The 19241-nt window shown below is 56.1% G+C and carries 16 protein-coding genes and 1 pseudogene; 11 read left to right on the top strand and 6 right to left on the bottom strand.

Annotated elements, in window-relative coordinates; genetic code table 11:
* Positions 1–1338 (bottom strand): SrfA family protein, encoded by a 1338-nt coding sequence (locus BFV63_RS11635; protein ID WP_022651246.1) that lies wholly within the window; start codon positions 1336–1338, stop codon positions 1–3.
* Between the two features lie 282 nt (positions 1339–1620).
* Here BFV63_RS11635 and BFV63_RS11630 point away from each other — a divergent pair, with 282 nt between their 5' ends.
* Complete coding sequence (locus BFV63_RS11630; protein ID WP_003856968.1) at positions 1621–3219, top strand: ABC transporter substrate-binding protein; 1599 nt, start codon at positions 1621–1623, stop codon at positions 3217–3219.
* A 74-nt stretch (positions 3220–3293) separates the two neighbouring features.
* Positions 3294–3527, top strand: coding sequence for a YdcY family protein (locus BFV63_RS11625; protein ID WP_003856971.1), 234 nt, complete (start codon positions 3294–3296; stop codon positions 3525–3527).
* A gap of 3 nt (positions 3528–3530) precedes the next feature.
* Here the strand turns inward: BFV63_RS11625 and BFV63_RS11620 are convergent, their stop codons facing one another.
* Together BFV63_RS11620 and BFV63_RS11615 are read right to left on the bottom strand one after the other, a co-directional pair.
* On the bottom strand, positions 3531–3980 hold the full coding sequence (locus BFV63_RS11620) for a DMT family transporter (RefSeq protein WP_003856973.1): 450 nt from the start codon (positions 3978–3980) through the stop codon (positions 3531–3533).
* A complete protein-coding gene (locus tag BFV63_RS11615) occupies positions 3977–4495 on the bottom strand; it encodes a GNAT family N-acetyltransferase (RefSeq protein WP_003856975.1) in 519 nt (172 codons plus the stop codon). The genes BFV63_RS11620 and BFV63_RS11615 overlap by 4 nt, the downstream gene beginning before the upstream one ends.
* A 148-nt stretch (positions 4496–4643) precedes the next feature.
* Between BFV63_RS11615 and BFV63_RS11610 the strand changes: the two genes are divergently transcribed.
* The 3 genes from BFV63_RS11610 (at position 4644) to BFV63_RS11600 (ending at position 7248) form a co-directional block, all read left to right on the top strand.
* Complete coding sequence (locus tag BFV63_RS11610) at positions 4644–5219, top strand: helix-turn-helix domain-containing protein (RefSeq protein ID WP_003856978.1); 576 nt, start codon at positions 4644–4646, stop codon at positions 5217–5219.
* 66 nt (positions 5220–5285) lie between these two features.
* Entirely contained in the window at positions 5286–6320 is a 1035-nt protein-coding gene (locus tag BFV63_RS11605; RefSeq protein WP_048240721.1) for an NADPH-dependent curcumin/dihydrocurcumin reductase, read from the top strand.
* A 259-nt stretch (positions 6321–6579) separates the two neighbouring features.
* Positions 6580–7248 (top strand): GntR family transcriptional regulator, encoded by a 669-nt coding sequence (locus BFV63_RS11600; RefSeq protein WP_003856981.1) that lies wholly within the window; start codon positions 6580–6582, stop codon positions 7246–7248.
* A gap of 123 nt (positions 7249–7371) precedes the next feature.
* Here BFV63_RS11600 and pqqU read toward each other — a convergent pair whose 3' ends face one another.
* Positions 7372–9489: a TonB-dependent receptor PqqU gene (gene pqqU, locus BFV63_RS11595; protein WP_023314203.1), complete on the bottom strand. Its 2118-nt coding sequence runs from the start codon at positions 9487–9489 to the stop codon at positions 7372–7374.
* A gap of 246 nt (positions 9490–9735) precedes the next feature.
* Here pqqU and yncE point away from each other — a divergent pair, with 246 nt between their 5' ends.
* Positions 9736–10797 (top strand): 7-bladed beta-propeller protein YncE, encoded by a 1062-nt coding sequence (gene yncE, locus BFV63_RS11590; protein WP_069597536.1) that lies wholly within the window; start codon positions 9736–9738, stop codon positions 10795–10797.
* Positions 10798–10890: 93 nt separating this feature from the next.
* On the opposite strand, the gene ansP is transcribed toward yncE, so the two are convergent.
* Positions 10891–12387, bottom strand: coding sequence for an L-asparagine permease (ansP, locus tag BFV63_RS11585; protein WP_022648235.1), 1497 nt, complete (start codon positions 12385–12387; stop codon positions 10891–10893).
* A gap of 327 nt (positions 12388–12714) precedes the next feature.
* Positions 12715–13605 (bottom strand): LysR family transcriptional regulator, encoded by an 891-nt coding sequence (locus BFV63_RS11580; RefSeq protein ID WP_048240724.1) that lies wholly within the window; start codon positions 13603–13605, stop codon positions 12715–12717.
* Positions 13606–13717: 112 nt separating this feature from the next.
* On the opposite strand from BFV63_RS11580, the gene BFV63_RS11575 reads away from it, so the two are divergent.
* From BFV63_RS11575 to BFV63_RS23385, 5 genes and pseudogenes are all read left to right on the top strand, one after another.
* Complete coding sequence (locus BFV63_RS11575) at positions 13718–14116, top strand: (R)-mandelonitrile lyase (RefSeq protein WP_023314200.1); 399 nt, start codon at positions 13718–13720, stop codon at positions 14114–14116.
* Between the two features lie 71 nt (positions 14117–14187).
* Complete coding sequence (locus tag BFV63_RS11570; protein ID WP_048240726.1) at positions 14188–14727, top strand: shikimate kinase; 540 nt, start codon at positions 14188–14190, stop codon at positions 14725–14727.
* A 109-nt stretch (positions 14728–14836) separates the two neighbouring features.
* Complete coding sequence (locus BFV63_RS11565) at positions 14837–15838, top strand: MsnO8 family LLM class oxidoreductase (RefSeq protein ID WP_032658521.1); 1002 nt, start codon at positions 14837–14839, stop codon at positions 15836–15838.
* Positions 15835–16956, top strand: coding sequence for an amidohydrolase (locus BFV63_RS11560; RefSeq protein WP_003856998.1), 1122 nt, complete (start codon positions 15835–15837; stop codon positions 16954–16956). Before BFV63_RS11565 ends, BFV63_RS11560 begins: the two co-directional genes overlap by 4 nt.
* Before the next feature lie 16 nt (positions 16957–16972).
* Positions 16973–19236, top strand: a pseudogene (locus BFV63_RS23385) (NtaA/DmoA family FMN-dependent monooxygenase).
* Positions 19237–19241 lie beyond the last annotated feature (5 nt).

Below are 19241 nucleotides of genomic sequence, written 5' to 3'. Positions count from 1 at the left end.
TCAGACACCTGCTTTCTTGAACGTCAGAGGAACGATGGTGTTGGCATCGTAACGTGCGGTGCATTCCGCCACGTCGCTGGCACCTGCCTTACAGGTCACTTCCGGCATCGGATAGCGTGAACCGTCGGTGCAACGAGCGTTTCCGCGCGTTTTGATCAACAGCTCGCCGTTGCTGTGTAATCCGGAAAAGACGTCTACCCGGCAGACAATGTTGTCGCCATGCACAACCCGGGCGAAACCTTTATTGTTCTGGATCTGGTAGCGCAGCGACGGCGGTTTGCCGGTGAGCGGATCCTGCACATCGAGAAACGCGCGCCAGGTGCCATTCAAGAAGCGCGTTAACCCCGCTTTGACCTGGTTTGCCTCCATCACCATCGCATCTTTCGGTATCGCGGTAATGACCACTGGTTCGGCTGCCGGTGCAGGCGTTTTCACCTTCGGCTCTACCACTTCGGCCTGGTGCAGCGGGAGTTTCAGCTCAAGCGGCTCGACCGTCTTTACGGGGGCCGGAGCAATGGCGACAGGCACTGGCGCTGGTGTGGCAACAGGCGCTGCGGTCGGGGCCTGTTTTGGCCAAAGCAGCGGGGTGGCAATGGCCGCAATAATGACGGCGGCAACCGGCAGCAACCACAGGGGGGAGCGACGTTTTTTCTGCATGGCCGCCGGTGCGGGCTCTGGCGGCGCGGCGTTCATGCGCACCGGCTCTGGCGTATACAGTTCATCTTCGGTGATACGGACGGTAGCCACAGGCGTGATAAGCGGCGCGTCGGCCTGCTCAAAGGTCACTACCGGGGCCGGTTCTTGCTCCTGTTCAGGTTCAGGCTCGTTAATCACCACTGGCTCAGGTTCAGGGACCAACGATTCGCGCAGGCAGTCCAGCACGTCGTCGCGCGCGTTCTCGTTAAGATTGACGAAACCCCAGAAGCAGATCACCGGTTTGCCATCCACCAGGAAAACAAAGTTTTCACCGGGAAACTGAAAGGCTTTTGAGAGCAGAGAGCCAAACAGTTGCTGCGCCGTTTTCGGTGACTGAAGGCATTTTTTACTCAGAGACTCCACGCTGGCGAGCGTGTTTTCCAGATAGCGTAGGGCGCGATAACGATCATCTTCATCCGCCGCCTTCCAGCTGGAGACGGTTCCCTCAACCGGGGAGTACCAGTCAACGCGATCGCCGCCGTCGTAGACCTGGGGGATGGCCAGACAATCGACGATAGCCTGTTGTTTGCGCAACCGAAGCGCTTCGCGGATTTGCAGCGCTGATTCAAAAACGGCCTGTCCGCCGCCACCAACGGCCTGAAAATCATCCAGATTACCGCTGCGTAAAAGTGTTTTTGCCACGATTTGGTCCTGTAGACTTCTTCACGCCATTACTTTAACGAAACAGCTAAGCAAGCAAACGGCGGAGGAGACGATAAAAGGGACGATTTCTTGCGGCATTGATCGTGATGGTTGTGCTTGACGAATAATGAACCTTAAGGCAAATCGGTTTCTGCGGGGTGATGCTAAAACCAGCGAAATGTACGGCTTTAGAATAACCTGATAGTGATTCGTTATTTGTCAGGCCAATACGTCTGTGCTGTTATTACTGTTCACTATAATAAAACCGAAAGGGTAATAACCATGTCTACAGGGAAAACCGTGCTCGCCCTCGCGCTGAGCGCGCTGCTACCGGCAAGCGCCGCATGGGCGGCAAATAAAGACACCATTATCTACTGCTCCGAGGCGTCGCCGGAGTCGTTTAACCCGCAGATCGCCAGCTCTGGACCTTCGTTTGTCGCCAGCTCGCAAACGCTGTATAACCGTCTGATTAACTTCGACCCGGTAAAAAACACGCCGGTGCCTTCTCTGGCCGAGTCGTGGACCATTTCGCCAGACGGCAAAACATACACGTTTACCTTGCGTAAAGGGGTAAAATTCAACAGCAATAAATACTTCAAACCTACCCGTGATTTTAACGCTGATGACGTTATTTTCTCCGTTATGCGTCAGAAAGACCCTAAGCATCCCTATCACAATGTTTCCCAGGGTAATTACGAATACTTTAATGACGTGGGCCTCGACAAGCTCATTCAGGATGTGAAAAAGATCGACGATTATCACGTCCAGTTCACGCTGAGCGAACCCAACGCGGCGTTCCTGGCCGACTGGGGAATGGACTTCGCCTCGATCCTCTCTGCCGAGTACGCGGACGCGATGCTGAAAAAGGGGACACCTGAAAATGTGGACACCTGGCCAATCGGCACCGGCCCGTATGTGCTTCAGCAGTACAAGGTGGATTCGCTGATCCGCTACGTCGCCAATCCGAACTACTGGGACGGTGAGGTGCCGACCAAACACCTGATCTTCTCCATCACGCCAAACGTTGAGACGCGTCTGGCGAAGCTGCAAACGAACGAGTGTCAGATCATTCCTGCGCCGTCGCCGGTGCAGTTTGAAGCGATCAAGAAAAACAAAGACCTGACCCTGCACTCGGTGGATGCGCTGAACGTGGGGTACCTGGCGTTCAACACGGAGAAAAAACCGTTTGATAACGTGCTGGTGCGCCAGGCTCTGAATTACGCGACGGACAAAAAGGCCATTGTGAACGCGGTCTTTATGGGGTCTGGTACGGTCGCTAAATCGCCGATCCCGCCGAACATGCTCGGCTTTAATAAAGACCTGAAGGATTACGGCTACGATCCGGAAAAAGCGAAAGCGCTGCTGAAGCAGGCGGGTCTGGAAAAGGGCGCGGAAGTGACCCTCTGGTCCATGCCGGTTCAGCGTCCGTACAACCCGAACTCACGACGCATTGCGGAGATGATCCAGGCTGACTGGGCGAAAGTGGGTGTGAAGGCGAAAATCGTCTCTTACGAGTGGGGTGAGTACCTCTCCGGCATGCGTAAAGGCGAGCATGATTCCGCGCTGTTCGGCTGGATGTCTGATAATGGCGATCCGGACAACTTCGCCGATGTGCTGCTGGGTTGTAACAGCATCAAAACCGGATCTAACGCCGCGCGCTGGTGTGATAAGGGGTATGATGAGCTGGTGCAAAAGGCCAAACTGACCAGCAACCCGGACGAACGTGCGAAGCTGTATGGACAGGCACAGGAGATTTTCTATCAGCAGGCACCGTGGATTGCGTTAGCTAACGGCAAAACGTTCTACGCGACCCGCAGCAACGTGACCGGGTACAGCGTGAGTCTGATGGGCAGTGACTTCTCGAAAGCGAAGCTGAACTGATCGTATTCTTGCCGGGGGGCGGCTATGCCTTACCCGGCCTACAGTTAGCACCCGGCACGTGATAAGGAGTGACAATGTCACATTTAAACAAAGTTATCGCCCGCGTCGATGCCACCATCGAAGAGAGCGTGATTACCCACATGAACGAACTGCTGATCGAATTAAGCGACGATGCAGAGCTCAGCCGTGAAGATCGTTATACCCAGCAGCAGCGCCTGCGTACCGCGATTGCGCATCATGGCAAGCAACATAAAGAAGAGGCGGAGGCACGCCATGCCCACCTCACGCAGGGTGGGACTATCCTGTAAGGGTTAAAACTGGCGCCGTGCCACCAGCCAGGCGCCAACCACCAGCATCACTGCGCCGCAGACCGGGCCAACCAGCGCGCGCAGGGGAACGCCGTTGCTCTTGAGGATGTCCATCACCAGACCGCCAATCAGCTGGCTTGCCACCAGTACGGCAATGGTCGTTGCCGCGCCCACATTCTGATATCCGCTAATACTGGCAAAGACAAAAAATGACCCCAGCAGGCCGGGGATCAGTGTCCACCAGCGCACCGTTGACGCCAGTTCGTTAAACCCCGCCATGCCATTTTTCACCAGCAACATGCTGACAAACAACACAATCCCCACCAGCGAGTTCAGCAGCATGGCGATAAGAATGGTGGAAGAGGATTGCGTAATGCGCACCATAAGGGTGTTTTGTACCACCAGCCCAATCCCGGCGGCCACCAGAAATGCTAACGTCAACGATTGATTCATGGCAGAGCATCCGGATCGCTGCGCTCATCGAGCTGGAGTTGCATAAAGGTTAAATCCAGCCAGCGACCGAATTTGGTTCCTACCTGCGGCATATTTCCGGTGGTAATAAAGCCCAGGGTTTCATGCAGATGAATCGACGCCTGGTTCTGCGCCTCAATACCGGCAACCATCACATGTTTACCAATCTGGCGGGCTTCCTTAATTAATTCCGTCATTAGCAGTCGACCAATGCCTTTGCCCTGATGATCGGGATGAACGTAAACCGAGTGCTCCACCGTATGGCGAAAACCGTCGAATGCTCGCCAGTCGCCAAATGAGGCGTATCCCGTCACTACACCTTCTTCTTCACTGACCAGCACCGGATAACCCAACAGCGTGCGCGCCTCAAACCATGCAATACGGTTATCAGTATCGACAGTTGTATCGTTCCAGATTGCGGCGGTGTGCAGCACCGCATGGTTATAAATTTCACCGATAGCGGCACAATCTTCTTTGCAGGCATGACGAACAATCATGGTTAACCTCTGGCTGTGTTGTTCACTATAGTAGTATGATTTTCTCACAATATTACACAGTTCATGTATTCCATCGCTACGACAAAATCCCTGTTTTTTTGTCACAAAACTGCCCCGAAAAACCATCCGTACACTATAGTATGACGTCATGAATACAATGACAGACAATATGAATCAACGCATTAGCGCCCGCATACGCCTTGAACGCGAGTCGCGTGGCTGGTCATTAAGCGAACTGGCCGAACGGGCAGGTATCTCACGCGCCATGATCCATAAGATTGAACGGGGTGACAGTAGCCCAACGGCGACGCTGCTTGCGCGGTTATCCGGTGCCTTCGGTATTAGCATGTCTACGCTCATTGCGCGCGCGGAAATGCAGGAGGGCAAACTATTACGTCTGGCGAACCAGCCCGTCTGGCGCGATCCGCAAACCCACTATTTGCGTCGTCATGTGTCGCCGCGCACCGATATGCCTATCGACCTCGTCCAGGTGGAGCTACCCGCAGGCAGCGATGTGCCGATGCCCGCTTCCTCTTACGCGCTGGCGCGACAGCTGATTTGGTTGCAGGCAGGTGAACTGGTCTTTCTGGAGGGGGATACCCGCCATGAAATGAAGGCCGGAGATTGTCTGGAACTCGGGCCGCCGAACGACTGCCGGTTTATCAACGAAACGGATGAATCGTGCCTCTATCTGGTCGTGCGGCTTAATCAGTCCGGCTCATAATGCAAAGGCGATCCGCTGGATAACGTGCCAGACTTGAATGACATTTTCAGCAGTAAGGAGCGAAGAATGAATCAATCAACTACGCAAAACCGACGCTGGGTACTGGCTTCCCGTCCACACGGCGCGCCGGTTGCCGAAAATTTCCGCCTAGAAGAGCAGCCGATCCCCACGCCCGCAGAGGGACAGGTGTTATTACGCACCGTATGGCTCTCGCTTGATCCGTACATGCGGGGCCGTATGAGCGATGCGCCATCCTATTCACCTCCTGTCGAGATTGGTGCGGTGATGGTGGGCGGCACGGTAAGCCGCGTCGAGACCTCCCGCCATCCGGATTATAAAGAGGGTGAATGGGTGCTGGGTTACAGCGGCTGGCAGGAGTATGAACTGTCCGACGGGCAGGGGCTGGTGAAGCTGGGTGAAAACCCGTCGCATCCTTCATGGGCACTCGGCGTGCTCGGGATGCCGGGCTTCACCGCGTATATGGGGCTGCTCGATATCGGCCAGCCTCAGGCGGGGGAAACGCTTGTCGTGGCGGCAGCTACGGGGCCGGTCGGCGCGACGGTGGGGCAGATCGGTAAAATCAAAGGGTGCCGGGTCATCGGCGTGGCTGGCGGGGAAGAGAAATGCCGTCATGCGGTCGACGTGCTCGGTTTCGACGCCTGTCTGGATCACCATGCGGAAGATTTTTCTGAACAGCTGGCGAAAGCCTGCCCGCAGGGCATTGACGTGTATTATGAAAACGTCGGCGGTAAAGTCTTTGACGCCGTGCTGCCGCTCCTGAATACCTCCGCGCGCGTGCCGGTTTGCGGACTGGTCAGCGGCTACAACGCGACCAACCTGCCGGAGGGGCCGGATCGCTTGCCGCTGCTGATTGGGACCATCCTCAAAAAACGCATCCGCATGCAGGGCTTTATCATCGCTCAGGACTATGGTCATCGTATCGACGAGTTCCAGCAGGAAATGGGACGCTGGGTGCAGGAAGGCAAAATTCACTATCGCGAGCAGGTCACCGAAGGGCTGGACGCGGCGCCAGAGGCGCTGATTGGGCTGCTGGAAGGGAAAAACTTCGGCAAGGTCGTGATCCGCGTGGCGGCAGACTAAACAGAGCATCGGTTATGGCGGGCAAAGTCCGCCATAATTATTTGTGAAGATACGATATATTGTCTTTAATTAATCCATAAGCATTGCGCGCCATCGGCCCAGCTGAGCCAGAAGTGGTAAACGTAATAGTAATTGAACAATTTTTATTTTAACGCGCGCCCTTCATACCAGGCATGACGATACAGGATATATCAAACCGGCGATGTTTTTTTAAACAGTCGCTGAAAATGGCATTTTGTTTTGGCTACGGGAATTAAACATGCTTGATTTGGAAAATCTGGAAAAAGCACAAAGAATCAGTCTGACGATGCAAGTTGAGAACAGTTTAAAGGGAGCGTTAATTACGGGCTCATTAAAACCTGGGGCTCGTCTCATCACGAAAGAGATTGCCGATAAATTAGGCACCAGCATCACACCAGTGCGCGAAGCCCTGCTGCGCCTGGTGTCGGCAGGCGCATTACAGGCCACGCCTGCTCAGGCGTTTTTGGTGCCAGAGGTTACGCTGGAGCGTTATAACGAAATTAACGCCATCCGAAAACAGCTTGAGCCAATGGCCGTTGCGGCGGCGTGTCAGAATATGACCGAGACCAAACTGGATGCATTACGCGCGCTGTCAGATAACTTCAGCACCGCCATGCATCAGGGCGACGTGCAGAAGGCGATCCATGCCAACCGCGTGTTCCGGTTTACGCTCTATCAGTATGCCGAAATGCCGACCCTGAACTCGCTGATTGAGCAGCTATGGGTACGGATTGGTCCGTGTATCAACTACCTGCACGAAGAGATGAAAGATATCCCTGCCACGACTTACCATTATGCCGATCTGCTTTCTGCGCTTGAGCAAAGGGACGTGACGGCCAGTCGGGAAGCGATCGACCGAGCCATTGATGAAGCCAATATCCTCCTGCAACGGCAATACTACAGTTAAGGATCGCACTGGCGCACTTATTTTTTTATTCGTTTTAAAGTTCCCTGAGTATATTCCCGGCGCTTAAGGCTACCGGGAATGATGTTATTTTTTTACCGGCAACGTGCGCTGCCGGAAAATGTTTTACTCAAAGCGATAAGAGACCGACAGGCCCACGCCATAGTTACGGCCAGGGGCGGGTTCGTAATAGCGATTGTAGCCGGCGTTTACAATCTCTGAACCGACGTACTCTTTATCGAACAGGTTATCGACGCGACCAAAGATGTCCATTCCCCATTTGCCGTAATTGAGTTTATACCCGGTATTCAGACCGACCACGGTATAAGAGGGCGCTTTGGCGGTATTGGTGTCGTTTGCCATCACGTCGCTCATGTAGCGGGCATCTGCCCCCGCGTACCAGCCTTCCTCAGGCTCCCAGCCAAACGACGCATACCCCATATTACGGGCAATCCCCGGCATTCGGTTGCCGCTACAATCTGCTTTATCGCAGACGTTGGTACGGTAGGTCGCATCGAGATAGGTCCACGCCATTTTCAGCTTCCAGTTTTCGGCAAACTGCTGGTCGAGCGCAATTTCCACACCCTGACGGCGCGTTTTCCCCGCATTTTTGTAGGTAGTGCGACCATCTTTGTTTTCGTCTACCACGATCTCGTTGTCGGTATCCGTGCGGAACAGCGCCGCCGTCAGGATGCCATTGCCGATGCGGGTTTTGCTGCCAATCTCATAGGTGTTGTTGGTTGACGGTTGCAGGTTGATATTGAGGCCGCCTTTGCCATCAGAACGGTATGAGAGTTCGTTGATGGTAGGGGTCTCAAATCCCCGTCCCGCCGCGGCATACAGGTTCCAGGCGTCGGTCACGGCGTATTTCACCGCACCAGCCGGGAGCCATTTATGGTAGCTGGCGTCACCGCTGTCATCGCCGTTTTGCGGGGTAATGTAATGATCGTTGGAGTCAAACCAGACGGAGCTGTAACGCACGCCCGCCTCAACGGACAGCTTTTGCGTGAGCTGCCATTGGGTTTGCAGGTAGGGATCAAGGTTCCACATCAGGTTACGTTCGTCACGGCGTTTGTTACCCTTCACGCCAAAATCCGGCACGCCGTTGTTCATCACGAAGTTTTCATACCCGCGGCGATTTTCACTCATATTTTCGTAGTTCAGGCCGGTGGTAAACGTTACCGGCACCAGAAGCTCACCGCGGTGGGTCCAGCGGGTATCAATACCCTGATAGTGGCGCTGCATATCAATTACGCCACCCGAATGCGCAGGATTTTCAGTCTGCGCGGTATCCGGAATGGACTGGTACTGGGTCATTTCACGCTCACCGGCGTACATCATCACGCTGAGGTCGTCCTGTTCGCTCAGCTGACGGTCGTAGCGGATCCCGGCCTGGGTCTGCTTAATGGTTTTACGCGTGTTGTACTGATCGCCACGGGGTGACTGGCGTGGGTTGTTCTGCCACTCCTGATAACTCAGTCCGCCCGGATCGTTGGCTTTCATGTCCACGCTGTTAAAAATCAGCGTTAGCTTGCTGACATCATCAATGCGCACGCCCAGTTTCGCGTTGGCGAGGTTTTTCCGTGCGCCGCTGTGGTCGCGATAGCCATGTGTGGTGAAGCGGGTGGTGGATACCGCATAGTCCACATCCCCCGCCTGAGTCCCGTCGCCCACCGCACCGGTGGCCTTCATGCCGTAACGCCAGGTGCCGTAACTGCCGTAATAGCTGCTGGCTTCAATTGTGGCTGGCTGTTGTCCGGTCTGGGTGTTGATGTTGATTACGCCGCCGGAGGCATTGCCGTACAGGGCAGAGAAGGGGCCGCGCAGCACGTCGACGCTCTCAATGCTGTTGAGGTCTATGTTTGACGTCTGCCCCTGGCCGTCGGGCATGGTTGCCGGAATGCCGTCCACGTACATGCGGATCCCGCGTACGCCGAAGGTTGAACGCGCGCCGAATCCGCGAACGGAAAGTTGCAGATCCTGAGCATAGTTCTGGCGGTTCTGGATTTGCAGGCCAGGCACGCTCCCAAGGGATTCAGAAAGGTTGATGCGCGGTGTGGCATGTCGCATATCCTCGCCGCTCACCACGCTGACTGCGGCCGGGGTGTCCAGTTCGGAGACAGTTTGCGGCGTGGCGCTGACGATCAGGGTCTGTTCATCCGCGGCCATCGCACTCAGCGGGCCAAAAATGACGGGAGCGAACAGCAGGGGTAGTGATGCCTTGCGGGCAGTAATAATTTTCATGGAGTAAACCGGTTAAGAAAAATTCGAACCAAATCAACTGGAACCTGTGTATATATGTTAAATCCTTTGTAAATGTTATGAAAACTATAACCGCACATTTCGTGAATGTAAGGCTTTGAAGGAAAGAAATACTCCACATTCAACTGATTAATGATTACTATTCTCATTAAAATAACGGCAAAGCGATGACTTTGCCCACCGGAAGTGATGTCAGCGGTAAATCTCCTCATTTAAAAAGGAATTGTTATGTCTTTACGTCATCTGTGCTCGCCGCGCCTGCGTGGGTCTCTGCTGTTGGGCTCTTTACTGTTTGCCGGTACGTTCCAGGTTCATGCCGCTGAAGAGATGTTGCGCAAAGCGGTCGGCAAGGGCGCGTATGAAATGGCCGTCAGCCAGCAGGAAAACGCGCTGTGGGTTGCGACGTCACAAAGCCGCAAAACCGATAAGGGCGGCGTGGTTTATCGTCTGGATCCGGTCACGCTGGAAGTGACGCAGGCGATTCATAACGATCTCAAGCCGTTTGGCGCCACGATCGATAACGCCACCCAGACGCTGTGGTTCGGTAACACCGTCAACAGCGCCGTGACGGCGATTGACGCCAAAACGAGCGAGGTGAAAGGGCGCCTGGTGCTGGACGATCGCAAGCGTAGCGACACGGTGAAGCCGCTTCAGCCGCGCCAGCTGGTGGCCGATGACACGACCAATACGGTGTACATTACCGGCATCGGCAAGGAGAGCGTGATCTGGGTTGTTGATGGCGCAACGCTGAAGCTGAAGGACACTATCACGAACACCGGCACGTTCAGCACCGGTCTGGCGCTGGATGCGAAGGCAAAACGCCTGTATACCACCAATGCGGACGGCGAGCTGGTGACCATTGATACGGCAACCAACAAAATCCTCAGCCGTAAAAAAGTGCAGGATGACGGAAAAGAGCACTTCTACCTGAACCTGAGCCTGGACACTGTCGGCCAGCGTGCGTTTGTGACGGATTCAAAACAGCCAGAAGTGCTGGTGGTGAATCTGAAAGATGGCACCGTGATTCAGAAAATCGCCGCGCCAGAATCGCTGGCCGTACTGTTTAACCCGGCGCGTAACGAAGCCTATGTGACGCACCGCGAGGCGGGCAAGGTGAGCGTGATTGACGCCAAAACCTACAAAGTGACCAAGACCTACGATACCCCGGTTTACCCGAACAGCCTGGCGCTGTCTGCGGACGGTAAAACGCTGTACGTAACGGTGAAACAGAAATCAACCCGTCAGCAGGAAGCGACCCAGCCTGACGATGTGATTCGTATCGCGCTCTGATGTGGGATTTGCCCGTTGGTGGTGCGCTTACCGGGCATAAAAAAACCATGAAATGCAGGCCGGGTAAGGCGAAGCCGCCACCCGGCTTTTTTATTAACGCGACGTCTCTTCCACCAGCGGACCGTCCTGTTTGTCATCTCCAGGATGAACCGGTGCGGTACTGTGGATTTCATTCACGCGTTTACGAACGCCAAACCAGCCAGCAATCAACAGCACCGCCAGCAGCGGTATTGTGGCGATGGTGTAGGTACCGTTCGGGTAGTCGAAGGCCATCAGCACCAGCACGCTCAGCAGGAACAGCAGGGTAAGCCAGGAGGTCACCGGTGCGCCCGGCAGCTTGAAGCTGACGTCAGCCGCTTTTCCTTCTTTGATCGCTTTGCGCAGACGCATCTGACACACCACAATAAAGGCCCAGGAGGCAATAATGCCCAGTGCAGCGACGTTCAGCACGATCTCAAACACCTGAGACGGCACCAGATAGTTCAGGAACACGCCAAAGATATACACCACCAGAGTGGCCAGAATACCCGCGTAAGGCACCTGCTGCTTGCTCATCTTCGACATAAACTTCGGCGCAGAGCCCCCCATCGACATGGAGCGCAGGATACGGCCCGTCGAATAGAGTCCGGAGTTCAGGCTGGAGAGCGCGGCGGTCAGTACCACGATGTTCATGATGCTGCCCACGTACGGCACGCCCAGCTTAGAGAAGAAGGTTACAAACGGGCTTTGGCCCGCCTGGTATGCGTTCCAAGGCAGCAGCAGAACCAGTAGCACCACGGAGCCCACATAGAACAGGCCGATACGCCAGATCACGCTGTTGATGGCTTTTGGCACCATCGTCTGCGGATCTTTGCATTCACCTGCCGCCGTACCGACCAGTTCGATGGAGGCAAAGGCGAACACCACCCCCTGCACCAGAACCAGCGCTGGCAGCAGGCCGTGCGGGAAGAAACCACCGTTATCGGTAATCAGGTGGAAGCCGGTTGCGTTACCGTCCAGCGGTTTACCGGTGCCGAGGAATACGGTCCCGACCACCAGGAAGATCACAATGGCCAGCACCTTAACCAGCGCGAACCAGAACTCCATTTCGGCGAACCATTTCACGCCGATCATGTTCATGGTCCCGACAATTGCCAGCGCTCCGAGGGCGAACACCCACTGCGGCACATCGCCAAACGCGCCCCAGTAGTGCATATACAGCGCAACGGCGGTGATATCGACAATACCGGTCATTGCCCAGTTAACGAAGTACATCCAGCCCGCGACATACGCGGCTTTTTCACCAAGAAACTCGCGGGCGTAAGAGACAAAGCTGCCGCTGGAAGGGCGGTGGAGTACCAGTTCGCCGAGCGCACGAAGGATGAAGAAAGAGAAGATCCCGCACACCAGATAGACCAGGGCGAGAGCGGGGCCAGCCATTTGCAGACGTGCGCCTGCACCTAAAAACAGACCTGTACCGATAGCGCCGCCGATGGCGATCATCTGCACCTGACGGTTGCCCATCGCCTTGTGATAGCCCTCTTCATGAGAGTTCAACCAGCGACGTTTCGCAGCATGATGATCGGCTGCGCTTTTATTGCTTGTTTTCATTGAGTTACCTGTTTGCCTGTCTGAACCATTAACGTGATAGTCCTGCCTGGCAGATGCCGAAACAAACGATTGCTTCTGCGCAGACACATGCTGCCTTTCCAGTCATTCTGTGTATGGATAAGGCAAAACATGGCGAGGCATCCTACCCGCAATTGATAAGCGACGCAAAATATAACCGTGCCGAAAGTGATGCACGTCGAAGGAAATCGTGTGGTCAGAGCAGACGGGGATCACAACGCGCTGAATCGTGGCGTTTTTTTAGGCAAAAAGGTCTGCGAATGCTGATTTAATCATCAGGTTTACTTAATAGTTACTTATAGGTAGAGACTATGTATGCCGCAGGGCTGCAATAAGTAATGCAAAGGCGGTAGTGTGCTGGCGGCGGCTCGGATAATACAGATGGTATCCCGTAAAAGCCGGACACCAGGCTTCAAGCACACCCACTAACCGGCCCTTAGCAAGGGCGTCCTGAACCGCATCTTGCGGAACATACGCCAGCCCCAGACCGTTTTCGGCGGCATCGATGCGCTGCGGCAGGCTGTTGAGGATCAGCTGGCCTTCAACCCGCACGCGCAGCTCACGTCCGTCCCGTTCAAATTCCCAGGCATATAATCCGCCGCGTGTGGGCAGGCGCATATTAATGCAGCGGTGCTGATCGAGCTGCTCCGGCGTTTTCGGTATGCCGAAACGTTGCAAATACTCTGCTGACCCGACAACCGCCATGCGCATGTCCGGCGCAATACGTACCGCAATCATATCTTTCGCCACCTGCTCACCCAGACGCACCCCCGCGTCAAAGCGGCCATCGACAATATCAGTCAGCCCATTGTCCACCGTGACTTCAACGTTGATGTCAGGATACTGCGCCATAAAGGGTTTAAGCACAGGCCACAGCACCGTAGACATGGCGTGTTCCCCGGCGTTAAGGCGAATATTCCCGGCAGGTCTGTCGCGGGTATCACGCAACGCGGTGAGTTCCTGCTCGATCTCCAGCAGATGGGGGCTTAAGCGCCTAAAGAGTTGCTCGCCGGCCTCGGTAGGGGCCACGCTACGGGTGGTGCGGGTTAACAGACGGACTTCCAGCCTCGCTTCCAGCTTGCGCATTGCGTGGCTGAGTGCCGACTGAGATACCCCAAGCTGCGCCGCGGCGCGGGTAAAGCTGCGCTCCCGGGCGACGACCATAAAGGAAAGCAGATCGTTGAAGTTGTCTTTTAACATGGCGGCTTACTCGATTTATGAATTGAACTCATGGTTCCTTTCTGATTATGCACTCTAATGCTCCCCATGGCTTTACGCTACTGTTAACGCAACAGCAAACGAGGAGTAAATCATGAAAATTATCCGTAGCGGTTCGTTACCTTCCGTTCAGGGTCCAGAGGCCTGGTTTACCGGCAGCGTGCGCATTGACGCGCCTTTCCAGGCGACTGAACCGGCAAAAGTCGGTGGCGCGACCGTCACCTTTGAACCCGGCGCACGTACCGCCTGGCATACGCATCCTCTTGGACAAACGCTGATCGTGACGCAGGGGCGCGGCTGGTTACAGGAGTGGGGGAAAGAGGCGGAACCGCTGAATCAGGGGGATATCGCCTGGATCCCACCCGGCGTGAAGCACTGGCACGGCGCAAGCGCGCAGACGGCGATGACCCATATCGCCATCGCAGAAGCGGTCGACGGGAGTCCGGTGGCGTGGCTGGAGAAGGTCACCGACGAGCAGTATCCGAACGAGTAGTCTGGCGTTTCGTAAACAAATTATTAACGTTATGATTCGATCCGTTTTCTTCAGCATTTGCAGGCGGAACGGTGAAAATCAATATCATAGGTACCAGCGGAAGTGGGAAAAGCACGTTTGGCAGGCGAATCGCGGAGGCGCTGGCTATCCCTTACATTGAGATGGACAGGCTTTACTGGCGAGCGAACTGGCAGGGAACACCGGACGATGAGTTTCTTGCAACCCTGGAAAAAGCGCTCGCCGCCTCGCCTGACTGGGTCCTGGACGGGAATTACAACCGCACACGCGACGTTAAGTGGCGCGACGTCGATCTGGTGGTGTGGATAGATCGTGGGTTTATCCGCACGCTCTGGCAAGCGGTGACGCGGGCCTCCAGACGCGCCTGGCACAAACAGGAGCTCTGGCCCGGCACGGGGAACCGCGAAAGCTTTCGTCGGTCGTTCCTTAGCAAGGACTCTATTATCATCTGGACGATCAAAACCTGGCGCAGCAACCGCAAACGCTATCAAGCGGATATGCAAAACCCGCAGTACAAACACATTCGCTTTCTCCGCATTACCCGACGGCAGGATGCCGAAAGACTCATTGCCTCGCTTAATTCACGCCGATGACAGACTCTCTATTGCCGTTTTCCGGCAATCCAAATGTAAATTAATTGTTTCTCAGAGGTGAAATCCGCCTTTAATAATGACGACATGTTAAGTCAAACGAGAACGCAACATGTCATGGCGAATCAGCATTCTGGATAAAAGCCCCGTCGCAGAACACGAAACAGCCGCCGATGCGCTGGCGCGAACCTTAGCACTGGCGCAGCAGGCAGAAACGCTGGGTTATCACCGCTTCTGGATTGCCGAACACCACAATACCCCGCAGCTTGCCAGCCCCTCGCCGGAGCTGCTGATTGCCTGGATCCTCGGGCAAACAAAGCGTATTCGCGTGGGCTCAGGCGGCGTCATGCTGCAACATTACAGCCCCTACAAAGTCGCCGAAAATTTTAACGTACTGGCCGCCATTGCGCCGGGCCGGGTTGATCTGGGCGTTGGCAAAGCGCCCGGCGGTCTGCCGCTCTCTACCCGCGCTTTGCAGTACGGCCTAAATCCGCAGGAAAAAGGCAGCTTTGCAGACCAACTGACGCAGCTTGATCGCTGGATCCGCCCTGAAAATCAGTCAGCGGAGGAGGACGTTCGCGCCACGCCGCTGCCGCCGGTGCCTGCCCGGGGATTTCTGCTGGGCGCCAGTACCGAAAGCGTGCTGCTGGCGGCCTCCCTCGACTGGCATTTTGTCTTTGCCGCCCATCTGAATGGTGATCCTGAGCTGCTGCGCGAGGTCGTCACAGCCTGGCGTCAACACAGCGTCCGGGAGGTGATTGTGGCCGTGCAGGTCATTGTTGCCCCAACACAGGCTGAGGCCGATGCGCTGGCGCAGAAGGTTGAAGTGTGGGGTGTGGAGCTGGCAAACGGACAGCGCGTCACCGTCGCCAGCGAAGAACAGGCCTACGCCTTTGCGCGGCAGGCGGGGAGTGAACCGGTGCGCATTGCGCGTCGGGCGCAGTCTCTGCTGGCCGGAACGGCGGCGTCGGTGCTTGAACAGCTCAACGCGCTGCATCAGCAGTGGGGGATTGACGAATTTATCATCGACACGCCGGTCGCTGATGGCGCAACGCGCGTGCAGTCCCTGCGACTGCTGGCCGAGGCGCGTCTTAACAGGGAGGTTACCGTATGAGCTTTAGCGAACAACTGATTGCCTGGCGTCGTGAGCTGCACCAGAACCCTGAACTCTCCGGTCAGGAGGTCGAAACAACGGCCCGCCTGCGCGAGTGGCTGACGGCAGCCGGGATTGCGCCGCTGCCTTACGATCTCCAGACCGGGCTGGTTGCGGAGATCGGCACGGGCAACGCACTGGTTGCGCTGCGCGCCGATATCGACGCGTTACCCATCGACGAGCGCAGCGGGGTGCCGTTTAGCTCCCGGCGTGCCGGGGTGATGCATGCCTGCGGACACGACATTCACACCAGCGTGATCCTCGGCGCCGCGCTAAAGCTGAAAGAGCGGGAAGCCTCGCTTAACGGTCGCGTGCGGATCCTGTTCCAGCCTGCGGAAGAAAATTTCGGCGGAGCGAAAAGCATGGTGCGGGCCGGGGCGTTACGCGACGTACGCGCGATTTTCGGAATGCATAATGAGCCTTCACTGCCGGTCGGCGAGTTTGCCACGCGCGGCGGCCCGTTCTATGCCAACGTCGATCGCTTCGTTATTCACGTGACCGGCAAAGGCGCGCATGCCGCACGTCCCCATGAAGGCAACGACGCCATCGTGCTGGCAAGCCAGCTGGTAACCGCGCTGCAAAGCGTAGCCAGCCGTAACGTCAATACGCTGGATTCGGTTGTTCTGAGCGTGACGCGCATCGCCGGGGGGAATACCTGGAATGTGCTGCCGGAAAGCGTTGAGCTGGAGGGCACGCTGCGCACGCACCGCACGGAAGTGCAGCAGAACGTGAAAGCGCGCGTCGGTGAAATCGCCGCCGGATTTGCCAGCGCCTTTAGCGCGCAGATCAACATCACCTGGTACGCCGGGCCCACCGCGCTGGTGAACGATGAGCACTGGGCCGTGTTTGCCACCTCGGTCGCGCGCGAAGCGGGATATGAAACCCGGCATGCGGAACTGCACATGGGCGGGGAGGATTTCGCGGTCTATCTGCAAAACATACCCGGCGCGTTTGTCAGCATTGGCAGCAACAGTCCGTTTGGGTTACATCACCCGGCATTTAACCCGGACGAAGCATTAATCGAACCCGCTGCCCGCTATTTTGCTCAGCTCGCGGAAAAAGCCCTGCAACACGTTTAATTAATTTGAGGTGAATATGACTGCACATCGTCAATTGCGGCTGGGGACCATTTTGCATGGTGCATCCGGTAATATGTCTGCCTGGCGCCATCCCGCGGCGGTCGCGGATGCCAGCATTAATTTTGATTTCGTTAAAGAAACGGCTTTAAAAGCAGAAGAGGGCAAGCTCGACTTTATATTTGTGGCCGACGGCCTTTATATTAACGAGAAATCCATTCCGCATTTTTTAAACCGCTTTGAGCCGCTGACGGTGTTGTCCGCGCTGGCGAGTATCACCTCGCGCCTGGGGCTGGTCGGCACGTTGTCCACCTCCTACAGCGAGCCCTTCACCGTTGCACGCCAGTTCGCCAGCCTCGATCACCTGAGCAACGGACGCGCGGGCTGGAACGTGGTGACCTCACCGCTGGAAGGGTCAGCCAGGAACTTCTCACGTGAAAAACACCCGGAGCATGCGCTGCGCTACCGCATTGCCGATGAGTATCTCGACGTGGTGAAAGGACTGTGGGATTCCTGGGAAGGGGATGCCTTTATCCGCAATAAAGAGAGCGGACAGTTCTTTGATGCGTCGAAACTGCATACTCTGGATCACCACGGTGATTTCTTCCAGGTTTCCGGCCCGCTGAATATTGGCCGCACGCCGCAGGGACGTCCGATTGTCTTTCAGGCTGGCGCGTCCGACGACGGTAAAAAGCTGGCGGCAAAACACGCTGACGCCATCTTTACCCACCATGACACGCGGGAAGAAGCCCAGGCTTTTTACCGCGATGTTAAACAGCAGCTGGAAAGTCACGGCCGTCGCGCAGGGGATTTACATATATTCCAGGGCGTCAGCGTGATTGTTGGAAACGACGCCGATGACGTAGAAAACCAGTATCAAACTACGGCGGCACTGGTCTCCATTAATGATGCGCTGAATTACCTCGGACGATATTTCGAGCATCACGACTTCAGCCAGTATCCCCTCGACGCGCCGTTCCCGGATATTGGCGATTTGGGCAAAAACAGCTTTCGCAGCACCACCGATGAAATCAAGCGTAACGCCCGTGAGCGGAACTTAACTCTGCGTCAGGTCGCGCTGGAAGCCGCATCGCCGCGCCCGCGTTTTTCCGGCACACCGGAGCAGGTGGCCGATGGTTTACAGGCCTGGTTCGAAGAGAAGGCGGCGGATGGCTTCATCATTCAGGGCGGCACGCCGGACACCTTTCCGCGCTTTGTCGACCAGGTGGTGCCCGTTTTACAGGCGCGCGGCCTGTTCCGCACCGACTATCCCGGCACCACGCTGCGCGAAAGTCTGGGCTTAGACGAGCCCAAAAATCAGTTCACACAACAATAAAAGAGAAAAACGCTATGCAGAAATCATCGCTTATTCTGGCGCTTGCGCTGGCCTTTACCCCTGCCGTCTGGGCAGAGAACGTCAATATTAACGGCACCGGCGTGAGCATTGAGGCCAATAAAACGCCGATCAATACCGCCAAAAACAGCGATGCGATCGCGCAACTGCCGAAAGACTATCGCTTTGCCGTGCCGGGGAAATTTACCGTGGCGGTGGCGGGACTGAATCAACCGCCGCTGACGGTCTTTTCCGACGACAACAAAACTCTGCTGGGAAGTGAGGTCGACATTGCGCGTCTGGTAGCGGACAGCCTCGGACTGGAGCTGAACGTGGTGCCCACCTCTTGGGAGGACTGGCCGCTGGGGGTTGCCTCCGGGAAATACGACGCGGCTATCAGCAACATCACCGTCACTAAAGCGCGCAAAGAGAAGTTCGACTTCGCCACCTACCGCAAGGATTCACTTGGCTTCTACGTGAAATCCACCAGTCCGATCAACTCGCTTGTGAAGGCAGAGGATATCGCCGGGCTGCGCATCATCGTAGGTTCCGGCACCAACCAGGAGGCCATCCTGCTGGCATGGAACGAAGAGAACCTCAAAAAAGGGCTTAAACCCTTTACGCCGATATACACCAAAGACGACGCGGCCCAAACGCTGGCGCTTCAGTCCGGACGCGCGGACGCCTACTTTGGCCCGAACGTGATCGGTGCCTGGAAAGCGGCGCTTAACGGTAAAACCAAACTGGTCGGCAGCGTCGACGGCGGCTGGCCGAAGGCGGCGCATATCGCGGTGACGCTGAAAAAAGGCAGCGGCCTGGTCGAACCGGTTCAAACCGCGCTGAACGGCGCGATCAAGAACGGAGATTACGACAAAGTGCTGAACCGCTGGGGGGAAGGCGTGGAGCGTATCTCCAGTTCCGAAGTTAACCCGGCGGGTCTGGGCGATTAAGGAGG

Origin of the sequence: Enterobacter hormaechei subsp. xiangfangensis (assembly GCF_001729785.1) — a bacterium.
GTDB lineage: Bacteria > Pseudomonadota > Gammaproteobacteria > Enterobacterales > Enterobacteriaceae > Enterobacter > Enterobacter hormaechei_C.
The sequence above is the reverse complement of the archived record's forward strand: the minus strand, read 5'-3'. Positions and strand labels throughout refer to the sequence as shown.